11 protein-coding genes are annotated in these 13,032 nt (G+C 38.3%); 9 read left to right on the top strand and 2 right to left on the bottom strand.

Annotation, left to right across the window (positions count from 1 at the left end):
* Window positions 1-32 precede the first annotated feature (32 nt).
* Window positions 33-1,751 carry a PucR family transcriptional regulator gene (locus JIN86_RS05680; RefSeq protein WP_202341444.1) on the bottom strand — a complete coding sequence of 573 codons (1,719 nt, stop codon included), beginning with the start codon at window positions 1,749-1,751 and terminating at the stop codon, window positions 33-35.
* A gap of 214 nt (window positions 1,752-1,965) precedes the next feature.
* Between JIN86_RS05680 and JIN86_RS05675 the strand changes: the two genes are divergently transcribed.
* Window positions 1,966-2,574 carry an ankyrin repeat domain-containing protein gene (locus tag JIN86_RS05675; protein WP_202341443.1) on the top strand — a complete coding sequence of 203 codons (609 nt, stop codon included), beginning with the start codon at window positions 1,966-1,968 and terminating at the stop codon, window positions 2,572-2,574.
* 366 nt (window positions 2,575-2,940) lie between these two features.
* Complete coding sequence (locus JIN86_RS05670; protein ID WP_202341442.1) at window positions 2,941-4,191, top strand: MFS transporter; 1,251 nt, start codon at window positions 2,941-2,943, stop codon at window positions 4,189-4,191.
* 61 nt (window positions 4,192-4,252) lie between these two features.
* Here JIN86_RS05670 and JIN86_RS05665 read toward each other — a convergent pair whose 3' ends face one another.
* A complete protein-coding gene (locus JIN86_RS05665; RefSeq protein ID WP_202341675.1) occupies window positions 4,253-6,127 on the bottom strand; it encodes a multicopper oxidase family protein in 1,875 nt (624 codons plus the stop codon).
* A gap of 320 nt (window positions 6,128-6,447) precedes the next feature.
* Here JIN86_RS05665 and JIN86_RS05660 point away from each other — a divergent pair, with 320 nt between their 5' ends.
* The 7 genes from JIN86_RS05660 (at window position 6,448) to JIN86_RS05630 (ending at window position 12,999) form a co-directional block, all read left to right on the top strand.
* Window positions 6,448-7,872 carry a tetratricopeptide repeat-containing diguanylate cyclase gene (locus JIN86_RS05660; protein ID WP_202341441.1) on the top strand — a complete coding sequence of 475 codons (1,425 nt, stop codon included), beginning with the start codon at window positions 6,448-6,450 and terminating at the stop codon, window positions 7,870-7,872.
* Window positions 7,873-8,190: 318 nt separating this feature from the next.
* Complete coding sequence (locus JIN86_RS05655; RefSeq protein ID WP_016994292.1) at window positions 8,191-8,673, top strand: cell wall elongation regulator TseB-like domain-containing protein; 483 nt, start codon at window positions 8,191-8,193, stop codon at window positions 8,671-8,673.
* Window positions 8,674-8,689: 16 nt separating this feature from the next.
* Entirely contained in the window at window positions 8,690-9,883 is a 1,194-nt protein-coding gene (locus JIN86_RS05650) for a pyridoxal phosphate-dependent aminotransferase (RefSeq protein WP_004232831.1), read from the top strand.
* Between the two features lie 28 nt (window positions 9,884-9,911).
* Window positions 9,912-11,207 (top strand): asparagine--tRNA ligase, encoded by a 1,296-nt coding sequence (gene asnS / locus JIN86_RS05645; protein WP_004232833.1) that lies wholly within the window; start codon window positions 9,912-9,914, stop codon window positions 11,205-11,207.
* A gap of 77 nt (window positions 11,208-11,284) precedes the next feature.
* A complete protein-coding gene (locus JIN86_RS05640; protein WP_004232835.1) occupies window positions 11,285-12,013 on the top strand; it encodes a DnaD domain-containing protein in 729 nt (242 codons plus the stop codon).
* Between the two features lie 12 nt (window positions 12,014-12,025).
* Window positions 12,026-12,688, top strand: a complete 663-nt coding sequence (nth, locus tag JIN86_RS05635) for an endonuclease III (protein WP_202341440.1) — start codon at window positions 12,026-12,028, stop codon at window positions 12,686-12,688.
* Window positions 12,685-12,999 (top strand): YpoC family protein, encoded by a 315-nt coding sequence (locus tag JIN86_RS05630; protein ID WP_004232838.1) that lies wholly within the window; start codon window positions 12,685-12,687, stop codon window positions 12,997-12,999. The genes nth and JIN86_RS05630 overlap by 4 nt, the downstream gene beginning before the upstream one ends.
* Window positions 13,000-13,032 lie beyond the last annotated feature (33 nt).

Here is a 13,032-nt window from a genome sequence, read left to right as displayed (position 1 = left end):
AAGAAAGGTGATGCGATCACCACCTTTTGATACTAGTTTGCGAATTCATCGTGGTATAAAGACTTACCAAGCAAGCGATAGATTCTTAAGGCTAGCTGGATTTGTAACAGCTCCTCATAGCTTTTTAAATCGGTTTTTAAGATTTCTTTAATCTTTTCAATCCGATAAATTAACGTGTTGCGATGGATAAACATTTCCTTGGCTGTTTCACTTATATTCATATGATTGATAAAGTAATTTTCTAATGTTAGTAGATAGCTTGTCCCATGTAATAGATCGTGCTCAAAGACAGAACCCAAGCTTTCTAAGAAAAAGTCCTTTAGCTGCACTTCATTAATATTTGAATCTAAAAAATGATAAATGGAGTGATCTGCATAATGAGCCACTGCTCCACGCTCTTCGAAGCGGTGCATAAGACGAAGAGCTTCATGTGCCTCTGCAAAGCTTTTATGGACAAAACGTATATGTTTATATTCTTTGCCAATTCCAATTAAGAAGGAGGTTTGCGTATGTTGTTGTACTAATAATTGGAGAATGTTTTCTGCGTATTGCTTAGTTTCATTGATCGTGAAATCTTGTTTGTCGTCTTGCTGTCCAACTAATATAATGATTTGGTTATTGCGATAAAGGCATGCAAATTCCCCATTAATTGTGCTAGAGTGCTCATAAATTAAATTCATACATTTTTTTGCAATATTATCGGTTTCGTATTTTCTAGAGATTACATCATGGTGGTTTTGAAAATTTTCATGGCTAATCGAGATGACGATGCAATAATATTTATGGTTGATCTTTAAGCCGTGGAGATCACATAGTGTTTGTAGCGTTTCAAGCGAAGTGATTTTTCCAGTCAATAAATCATCAAAAAACTCTTGTTTAATCTTTAAACGTACACCCTCAATTTCCTTCTGTTTTATCCTTTCTAGTGCCACAATCGTGGAGGCTTGCTCTAAAACGATGAAATCAAACTCATTCAGATCCCGTACAGTTTGCCAAATGACAATATAGCCATAAATATAGTTGGCCACTGCGACAGGGAGAATTCTACAGGTTACTGCTAGATCTTCTAATTGATAGATTCGTGTAATGGATTTTTGCATTTCATTGAGATCATTTGGAATGGTATCAATAAAATCCTTTGAAAATGTTGGACGATTCTTCTTTAGGTTGATCCCATAGGCAAGTGGCACAGGATTCGTATCAAGATCTGTATAATGCAGTAAATTCCAGTCATTATCTAAAAAAATAATCGGGTTATTAATTGTTTCAGCTAATTTAGAGGAAATAGATTCGATGCCTCCTCCTTCAAGTGCCACCTTAAATAGCGTATTGTGCATGTCCAGAGATTTTCTATTTAATAGATCATAACGGCCAGATGCCTTTTCATTGATAATCGAGATGACCTTGGAAAGGGTGTAATTATAAGGTAACTCTAATAACGGCAATCCATGCTGATTGGCAATATCGATCATGTTTTGAGGCGTCTTTTGTAAATAGCGCCTCATTTTGATAACAAGGCCTGCACAATTGATTTTAGAGATTTCTTGGATGATTTTATTTTGTAAGGCTTCATCATCTTGGAAGATGTAACCAGTCGTTAACAGTAATTCATTCGGCGTCAGCCAATCAAATGCATCGGGATTTTCGATAATATTCACAAGTGCAATTTCATTGTGAATTCCTTGCTCTCCAGCAACAATTTTAATTCCTTCCAGTGCTTTTATCTCTAATATATCTTTAATTGTTAGCAAATGATTTCACTCCTTCGCCATAATCTTATCACAAAACATTGTACATATTGCCTAAATGATCTACATTCTTTTTGGTTTTGCTAAACAATGATATCTACGGGATAAAAGAATAAAATAAAGCTTGTAAGACGGAAATGTGAAAGTAGTAACATTCTCGCGGTTTATTACTTTTTAGTCGAAATGAACAATAGGTCAGAGAAATGGAGGAATGAAATTGGTAGATATAAATGTGGTCTCAGAATTTTTAACTGCAGCTGAAGCAGGTGATATTAACGCTCTGAAAGGTTATTTACAACAAGGTGTGGATATTAATTCTCAAAATAAGCGCAAACGTACAGCAATTTTACTTGCTGCAATGAGTGATCAATTAGAAACAGTAAGATTTTTGATTCAGGAAGGGGCAGATTTTGACCTTCAAGATCAAATTTGTTTGAACCCATTTTTGTATGGATGTTTAAATGGAAAGTTAGAGCTTGTGAAAATAATGCTACAAGCAAACACAGATTTAGAGCGTTTAACACGCTTTGGCGGTGTAGGGATTCATCCAGCAAGTGAGAAGGGGTTTGTAGAGGTAGTTCGTGAACTTGTAACAACTACAGACATCAATGTCAACCATACAAATATTTGTGGCTGGACACCATTGATTGAAGCCATTCTCCTCAATGATGGGGGAGAAAAGCAACAAGAAATAGTTCGTCTATTAGTAGAACATGGAGCAGATACACAATTAGTGGATCAATATGGTGTGACACCATTAACAATGGCTAAAGAAAAAGGATTTACTGAAATTGAAAAAATTCTACTAGAAGCAGGCGCGAAATAGTAGTACTCCTACACATAAAGAGAGTGTACATATGATACATGCCAAATCAGGTGATGATTTTCAAATGATGCTCCAAGCTGAAGCCTAACCATTATTTTCAGTGTAGATTGCTATGTTAGTCTGACAACAACGGCTATGATTGAGCAAATTAAACATTACTTTAAAAGCAAATAGGATGAACAAAAAGGAAGATATAAAAATATGTTCCTTTTTTTGGAGAGTTCACATATACTATTTATAAACCGACAGTCAGTCTAATTTGTAGGGCAAGTTCAAGAAGCTGTAAAACCTCAACTTGTACCTACAATTTTTTAACATATTAAATGACCGACTGTCGGTCTAAAGATAATAAGGGGTGTTTTTCATATGGAAATGCTAGTCAAAGAAAAAAGCTTTTCGAAAGATTTTATCATTATGGTAGTTGGGCAAATTATTTCTATTTTAGGCTCTGCACTTTTAAGGTTTGCTCTTTCACTTTTTGTTTTAGATATAACAGGACGGGCAGATCTTTTTGCTGTGCTTTTTGCTATTTCAAGCCTACCTGTTTTACTTACACCATTTGGTGGCGCAATAGCAGATCGTTTTAATCGGCGAAATTTAATGGTCCTATTTGATTTTGTCAGTAGTGGCATTGTATTGATTTTTTTTATTGTATTACTAACAGACAATCATTCTGTGCTATGGATTGGGTTGGTTATGGTGCTTCTTTCATTCATTAGTGCGATGTACACGCCAGCTGTAATGGCTAGTATTCCGCTATTGGTTAGTGAGCAAAAGCTTGAGCAGGCTAATGGGATCGTCAATGGGGTCCAGGCATTAGCGGGGGTGACAGCACCTGTGCTAGGGGGGATTTTATATGGAATGATTGGCCTCAAACTTCTCGTCATTGTAAGTGGTTTATTATTTTTCTTTACGGCTATTGTAGAAATGTTTATGACAATCCCCTTTGTGAAACGTAGCTATGATGGTCATTTGGTACCGACTTTAATCAAAGACATGAAAGAGGGTTTTACTTATGTGATGAAGCAAACATTTATTTTAAAATGTACGCTACTTGCTGCTTTATTGAATTTACTATTGACCCCACTTTTTATCGTTGGTGTGCCTATTATTCTCCGTGTCACGATGAACAGTAGTGATACATTGTATGGAATAGGAATGGGGATTATTGATTTTGCGACAATTTTAGGCGCGTTAACGATGGGGTACTTTGCAAAAAAGCTGCGTATTCACACCCTCTATATTTGGGTCTTGGTGTCAGCCTTTTTGGTGATTCCCATGGCTATGGCTGTGCTCCCTCGCGCCCTTCAAATTGGCTATTATCCCTCGTATAGCTTATTTATTGGCTGTACTCTTATCATTGCCATGATGATGACGATCATTTCCATTTACGTAATGACCCTTGTCCAAAAAGAAACACCAAATGAACAGTTGGGGAAGGTCATGGCGATTATGATGGCAGTATCACAGTGTATGGCACCACTTGGACAGATGGGGTATGGGTTGCTATTTGAGTACTTTCAAGCCAACATCTATATACCAGTCCTTATGATCTCTGTGTGTGTATTATTATTAGCTTTCGTAACGAAAAGAATATGGCGATTGGAGGCCAAGTAAATTGCTAGAACAAAGAAAACCACCTTTTCATTGGTAGTTTTCTTTGTAAAGCGATATCTAGCTAAAATCTTCTGGTTCTACGACGAGGTCTTTGCCTGTTGGTAGGAGTATTGGTAGCAAGGGTTGGCAACAGTAGCGTTGGCATATGTCGTGTATTATCTCCTATATGAATAGTAATGGATTCCTCTTCATTAGGTAAGGCTTCCTTTTCTTCCTCGAGTACTGAGTGTTCTACCTCATTTAATAGTGGTGCTGAAGATTCGCTATGATGGGTAGTACTTGTAGTACTTGTAGTACTTGTAGTACTTGTAGTACTTGTAGGATTTGTGGGAGCTGTTGATTCTTGATGTGTTACTGGATGTTCTACTGCTGCATGAGGCTGCTGAACAGCATGGACGTCTTTCATAACGAGAATGGGTCGCATCATATCATGATCCTCATGCTCAAGGAAATGACAATGCCACATATAATTCCCAACATGATCTTTCCAATGCATAATAATTTTTGTAACCTTTCCAGCGTCAGCCTTCACCGTGTCCTTCCAACCTCGCTCATAGTCTCTTGGTTCTTCAGGCGGCCCTGTAAATTGTACGATGCCTTCATTTTGATAGATATCTAAATCAAACGGCCTTCGTTCCAAAATTTTAAATTGAATGAGATGTAGGTGAATAGGGTGGATAAAGGGTGTAGCATTAATAAAGTTCCAGATTTCAACACTATCTAAAGAAGGTTTTTCCGTTGCTGGATCATGGTACATACGATCATTTAATAGCAACATTGGTCGCCCAAATTCATCGGTAGTCGCCGTCAATGGCAGTTGTCTTTCAATATGTGCATGGTGTGGATGTAGATCCATAGAAACGGCAAGTCTTTCTGGGATTTCACTTGTATCTTCACATTTCAAAGGTAAAATTACTCGAAACTGCATAATCACGTTTGTATGTTCATCACTGAAATCGGTATCAGTATTAAGTAAGGTAATCTCCTGTCCAGCACAGCTTGAAAAATCGATAATGACATCCGTGCGTTCAGCTGGCAGCAACTCGACAGATTGGATAAGTTGTGGTGCTGATAAGAAACCGCCATCTGTACCAATTTGAAACATTGGTTGATCATTGGAAAGACTGATGACATAGCCTCGTCGATTAGAGCCATTTAGTAAACGAAATCTATATTTACGTGGTTCAACATCTAAAAAAGGCCATAGTTTTCCGTTAACCACGATCGTATTGCCAACAAAGCCTGGTGTGATAGAGGGGTGAACAGGCACAGGAAATGGTGGTTCGTCAGGATAAAACAATGAGCCATCCTCATTAAACGATTTATCTTGTATCAAAATCGGATATTCATAGTCTCCACATGGTAAATTAGAGCGTTCCTCAAGGGCATCCCTTAGTAAATAAAAGCCTGCTAATCCTGCATAAACATTTAAACGTGTTAAAGCCATGGCATGGTCATGATACCACATGGTAGTGCCAGGCTGATGATTCGTATATTCATGTATTTCCTTATTAAATTTTGGACCAGTATGCCGATAGTCTTTTGTGTACCATGCTTCAGGATGACCATCACTCTGCCAATCCACATTGGCACCATGTAGGTGAGTAACTGTTCTTACTTCTTGTGAATCGTTTGCAGCATGAAGCGTAAAATCTACTGGCAAAAAGTGCTGTAAGGGCAGCTGATTTTTGTATTTCACATAGATCGTTTTATCTTTTGAAGCTTCTATGGTTGGCCCTGGGTAAAGCCCATTATAGCCCCAAATTAATGAGTTTGGAAAATGCTTATGAAAACGATGCTGGCCTTCCATCATGACCAATTCGTAATAATCATTCTTCTGTTGCCCTCTGCTATATTTTGGTTTGGCGATCATTGGTTTTGGAAGTTCATCTACAAATTTTGGAATCGTTGCTGGATCAGAAGGGTTAATTTGCATACTCACAACATCACGTCCCTTTTCGATACTAAAATAGCTAATAAACTCATCATATGGGTAAAAACAACAGGTAACGAGGACAAAAATGGAGAAAAATGTGTAAAGACATAAAAAATTTAACTACATATTATGATGGGATAAGATATTCACTTTCAAGCAAACAGATGTAAGATTTTAAAACAATCATCACAAGAGATTTTTGCGTTGTAGGTAATAGTTGGTATCTTACGAAAAAGGGGACGAAGTGGATAAATATGTCTTATAATTGAGAAAGCACAAAGTAAACTGGATGATATGGGGCATGGAGAAGTGATGAAACGGTGGAATTAACATTAGAAGAATTAAATAAAACGATAATGGAGATGCGCACAAAGGGGTATTTAACGAAAGCACTAAAGCTTGCTGATCAAGGTCTTTTAGTCGCATTAGAGAGCAATAACTATGCATATGTCATGGATTTGTACTATCAAAAAATATTAGTTCATCATTCTTTAGGTGACACATTAAGCATGGTCAATCTTATTCATGATTATGAGGCCATTTGTCAAAATTATGGTACGACAAAAGATTTAATGCATTATCATTTAGTGATGTCATTAATCTATGATTTAGTGGGCATCCGTGAAAAAACGGTGGAAATGACGAAGAAATCTATCGCCTATGCACAGGAGCTACAAGATCCTGTCATGCTTGTTCGCTGTCATAATAATCTGTGCTATTTAGAGGTAGAGAAGGGTTGTACAAAGGAAGCACTTCAAGCAGGGCTATTAGCTAGAGAATATAATAAATTTCTTGCTAGAACAATGCCTGAGCTAGCAAAATTACATGATATTCGTATTAATAATAATTTAGCAGATGTGTATATTTTAGAAGGGGATTTTAAAAAGGGGAAGGCATTGCTGGACAGTACGTTATCCTCTGCAATTATTCATCATCATAAACGAGAAAAAGTAGCGGCATTGTTTGGCTACGGTTTTTTATTTGAAAAACAGCAAAAGCTTGAGGAAGCCGTATTCTATTATAAACAAGCCATAGGTCTTGCCCAATCTTATGGAGATAAGCCGATAACAAAAAAAGTGATGCGCTTACTGTTAAATGTATTGTATCAATTGGATTGGCGAGATGAAATTTTTGATGTACAGCGTGAATATATTGATCTCACAGAAAAAATGAGTGTTGCAAATTTATTACAACAAGTAATGAACTTGGAATTTAAGCGTCAAAAGGAAAAGCTTGAGAAAAAAGCACATTATGATCCATTAACTGGTGTTTTAAATCGACATTTTTTAGACTATGAGCTACAGGAATGGCTCAATGCAGCCGAAACAACGCAATCCTATGTATGTATTACGGTTTTGGATATCGATTATTTTAAACTATTTAACGACACGCATGGTCATTTATTTGGAGATATGATTTTACAGCTTTTAGCTAACAGCTTGAAGGATTTTTTACTGGATCAAGATGTGAAAATTATTCGCTATGGCGGAGATGAATTTATCCTTTGTTTCAGGCATTCGCAAAAGGACTATATCCAAACATTGGTCCATAACACACATGCCTATTTGCTCTCATTAAAGCTCGAACAAGAACAGCAAAGTTATCCTTTAAGGGTTAGTATGGGTGCTTGTGTGAATAATCAGAAAAACTATCAATACAAGGAGCTATTTGAGCAAGCAGATAGCTGTTTATACCAAGCAAAAGCGAATGGCCGTGCTAGCTGTGTGCTATACGAATTATCATAATGACAGGTTCCTATTTACATAGTTAAATAGGAATTTTTCTTGTGATTGGACCATGTTTTTTATGCCCAAAACGAGGCTTCTATGAGGTGGAATGAAATTTACTATAGTCATCATTTGAAAACGTTGTTCTAGCAACGTACAATATATGAAATTAAGAAACACGACAGCACAAAATTGTTGTATAATGTTGTGGTATGAGGAAAGAAAGCAGGTTGACAAAATGGAAAGCAAAATGAATGGTTACACAGTTATAGACACACACATGCATCAGCTATGTGTTATGCCAAAACAGCTCGATGTGAAACATAAGGTGAATAGATGAAAAACTGGTTAATTTTCATTTCTGTCTTTATTGTTTCGTTGTCACTTGTCATTAGTATTTTAGTACTCTGGAAAGCCGAGGCTCCGTTCCGTTCAATTGAAGAGCAGGCTGAACAGTTGGCACTCGATGCCAAAGCCCTCGCAATTGTATCGGAGTCCTACACATATAATGGCAAACATTCGTATGTTACTGTGTTCGGGGTAGACGAATACGGTGATAAAAAAGCTGTCTTTGTTCCGACGAATCTAGACGAGGATTCCATTCAGGAAGTGTTATTAGAAGATGGTATTACGGAAAAGCAAGCATTATCGGTTTTTAAAAATGAAGGAAATGTACAAAAAGTCCTCCACATGAAATTAGGCTATGAGGAGCCTGGCGCAGTTTGGGAAATTACGTATCTGAACGACCACGACCAGCTCAACTATGTCTATATTCTGTTTAAGGATGGCGACTGGTGGAAGCGCATTACGAATTTATAAGAGGAGTAGATCCCGAATGAAAAATTTATTAGCAACACGTGTAAAAACTTTAACACCATCTTCAACATTAGCGATTACTGCAAAAGCAAAAGCATTGAAAGAGCAAGGTATTGATGTGATTGGTCTTGGAGCTGGTGAACCAGACTTTAATACACCTCAAAATATTTTAAATGCTGCCATTGATTCAATGGAAAAAGGGTATACAAAATATACACCTGCTGGCGGACTTCCAGTTCTGAAAAAAGCCATTATTGATAAGCTTCAACGCGACAATAACCTTACTTATCAGCCAAATGAAATCATTGTTGGTGTAGGGGCAAAGCATATTTTATACACGCTATTCCAAGTGATTTTAAATGAAGGCGACGAGGTTATTATTCCTATTCCTTATTGGGTGTCTTATCCAGAACAAGTGAAATTAGCTGGCGGCGTACCAGTTTATGTTGAAGGTACACGTGAACAAAGCTATAAAATTACAGCGGATCAACTGAGAGCAGCTGTGACAGACAAGACAAAAGCAGTGATTATTAATTCTCCTAGTAACCCATCAGGGATGATTTATTCTCGTGAAGAGCTTGCAGAACTTGCTGCTGTTGCAGAAGAAAAAGATATTTTAATCGTGTCAGATGAAATTTATGAGAAGCTTGTATACAATGGTATTGAGCATTTTTCAATTGCACAACTTTCTGATGCAGTGAAAGCACGTACAATCGTTGTGAATGGTGTGGCAAAATCTCACTCTATGACAGGCTGGCGTATTGGATATGCTGCAGGTGACGCAGACATTATTAAAGCAATGACTGACCTTGCGTCACACTCAACATCTAATGCGACAACAACAGCACAATATGCAACTGTGGAGGCGTATAATGGCTCTCAGGATGCGGTAGAGGAAATGCGTCAGGCATTTGAATCTCGTCTTGAAAAAATTTACCCACAGTTAAGTGCTATTCCTGGCTTCCATGTATTAAAGCCACAGGGTGCATTCTACCTATTACCAGACGTAGCAGAAGCGATGGCTCACACTGGCTATGATTCAGTAGATGCATTTGCTGCGGATATTTTAACAGAAGCAAACGTAGCAGTGATTCCAGGCTCTGGCTTCGGTACACCAACTACTATGCGATTATCTTATGCTACATCTTTAGACTTATTAGAAGAGGCAGTCCGTCGTATTGATACATTCGTAAAATCAAAATGGCAAGACTAATCCTTCTAGTCAACTTTGGAGGATTTCTATGAAAAAAATTATGATTAAAGATATGCCACAGCATATCGGTGAAACAGTCAAAATTGGCGCTTGGTTAGCCAATAAACGTTCAAGCGGAAAAATCGCGTTCCTACAGCTTCGTGATGGCTCTGGCTTTGTACAGGGCGTTGTAGTGAAAGAAGAAGTAGGCGAAGAAATTTTTGCTACGGCAAAAGGGATGACACAAGAAACTTCTATGTATGTGATTGGTGAGGTGAAAGCTGACGAACGTTCAAGCTTTGGCTGTGAGCTTGCTATTACTGGTATCGAGGTACTACATGCAGCAACAGATTTCCCAATCACACCAAAAGAACATGGTCCAGAATTCTTAATGGATAACCGTCATTTATGGCTGCGCTCCCGTAAACAACATGCCATTATGAAAATTCGTAATGAAATTATTCGCGCTACATACGAATTTTTCAACAACAACGGTTTTACAAAAATGGACCCACCAATTTTAACAGGTTCTGCGCCTGAAGGTACTTCAGAGCTGTTCCATACAAAATATTTTGATGAAGATGCTTATCTATCTCAATCTGGTCAGCTTTACATGGAAGCTGCTGCGATGGCTTTAGGAAAAGTATTCTCATTCGGTCCAACTTTCCGTGCTGAAAAATCTAAGACTCGGCGCCATTTAATCGAGTTTTGGATGATTGAGCCTGAAATGGCATTCGTAGAATTTGAAGAAAATTTAGAAGTACAAGAGCAATATGTAGCGCACATCGTACAATCTGTACTTGCAAACTGCAAATTAGATCTTGAGCGACTTGGCCGTGATACATCAACACTTGAAAACATTAAAGCGCCATTCCCTCGAATTTCTTATGATGATGCGATTAAGCTTTTACATGAACAAGGCTTCGACGATATTGAGTGGGGCGATGATTTTGGTGCGCCACATGAAACAGCGATTGCGAATTCATTTGACAAACCAGTATTTATTACTTGTTACCCAGTAGGCATTAAACCGTTCTATATGCAACCACACCCAGATCGTGATGATGTTGTATTATGTGCTGATTTAATTGCACCAGAGGGTTATGGAGAAATTATTGGTGGTTCTGAGCGAATCCATGACTACGATTTATTAAAATCACGTCTGGAAGAGCATAACCTATCTTTAGATGCCTATGCTTGGTATTTAGAGCTTCGCAAGCATGGCTCTGTCCCACATTCAGGTTTTGGTCTAGGGTTAGAGAGAACTGTAGCATGGATTTCAGGCACAGAGCATATCCGTGAAACAATTCCATTCCCACGTTTACTAAACCGCTTATATCCATAAGCTAATCAATTCAAAAGTCGCGTAGTGAACTATCTACGCGGCTTTTCTACTTACTTAAAGAAGGAGTCTGGAGAATAATGAATGTAAATAATCATCGACTCCGTACATGGACTGAGCAGAGAATGATTCCCATTCCTCAGCTTTTTTTTCAGTTTTATAAGGAGTTAAATATGGAGGATGAAGAGGCACTGATTGTCATGCACTTATTGGCCTTTCAGATGGAGGAGAATGACTTCCCAACACCTAACGATCTAAAGAATCGTCTCACAATGTCTGATAATGACATCACATCCCGTTTACAGCGATTAATGCAAAAGGGTTTTCTTGAAATTACACGAGATGTCGACGCGGGCGGCAAACTATATGAAAAGTATTCCGTATACCCGCTATGGGAGCGCATTTTACAAATGATCGATATGAAAGAGCAGCAACAAACGGCAGTGACACTTCAACAAGAAGAAGGGGAGATATTCCGTCTTTTTGAAGAGGAAATGGGGCGTCTTTTATCTCCTTTAGAACTTGAAAAAATTGGATGCTGGCTTGATGAGGACAAGCATAGTCCCGCACTCATCAAAGAGGCGCTAAAGGAGGCTGTCTTTGCTGGGAAACTGAGTATTCGTTATATTGATCGTATTTTATTAGAATGGAAAAAGAAAAATATTACGACACCACAAGCCGCACAAAAGCAAAGTGAACAGTTCCGTGAGAAACAGACATTTAACAGAGCACCAGCTCGAACAGTTCAACAAGAAACGCAATCAACGGGAAGAGTTCCTTTTTATAATTGGTTGGAAGAAAGAGAATAGGGGGCATCCAGTTTGTTAACGAAAAAACAGTGGGGGCATTGTCTAGAAGAAATGGATCGAATGTTTCCCGATGCACATTGTGAGCTCATCCATGACAATGCTTTTGAGCTAACGATTGCGACATTATTATCTGCACAATGTACAGATGTACTAGTCAATAAAGTAACGAAAACCTTATTTCAAAAATATAAAACACCAGAAGATTATTTAGCTGTTTCTTTAGAGGAATTGCAACAGGATATTCGTTCTATTGGTCTTTATCGCAATAAGGCGAAGAACATTCAGGCTCTATGTCAACGTTTACTAGATGAGTATGGTGGTGAAATCCCTGCAACACGTGAAGCCTTGGTGACATTACCAGGTGTAGGACGAAAAACGGCCAATGTTGTGCTTTCAGTAGCCTTCGATATTCCAGCACTTGCAGTGGATACCCATGTGGAGCGGGTATCCAAACGCCTAGGGCTCTGTCGATGGAAAGATTCGGTGCTTGAAGTGGAAGAAACGATTATGAAGAAAACGCCAATGGAGAAATGGTCAAAAACGCATCACCAATTAATTTTCTTTGGACGTTATCATTGTAAGGCCCAAAATCCTGGATGCCGTACTTGCCCTTTACTCAACGATTGTCGTGAAGGGCAAAAGCGTTTAAAGAAAGGCCTGGTGAAGGAAGCGTGAATAGTGAAGCCATTGCAAAAGAAAAAGTAGATGCATGGTTTGCCCAATGGACTTCTCTACAAGCCGCTATCCATAAAGCACATGATGCAAGAAATGGACTGGCAAAAGGGCTAATGGAAGATGCCATCGAGCTATTTGAACAACTTGTGCAAGCTGCAGGCGATGAAGTGCTACCGATTAATGGTGTTGAGCGACTAGCCTTTATTAAAGCTAAGCCAGGTCAATATGCATGCTATCGTCAACTAGATGAGCTATTTAAAGAAACGAAAAAGCGCACAGCACGACTGCGAATTCAAGCTAGTAAAAGCTAAAGTGGATGGATAAGTATAAGATAAAGGATAGGA

The organism is Lysinibacillus sp. HST-98 (assembly GCF_016757845.1).
In the GTDB taxonomy this organism is placed as follows: Bacteria; Bacillota; Bacilli; order Bacillales_A; family Planococcaceae; genus Lysinibacillus; species Lysinibacillus capsici.
The sequence above is the reverse complement of the archived record's forward strand: the minus strand, read 5'-3'. Positions and strand labels throughout refer to the sequence as shown.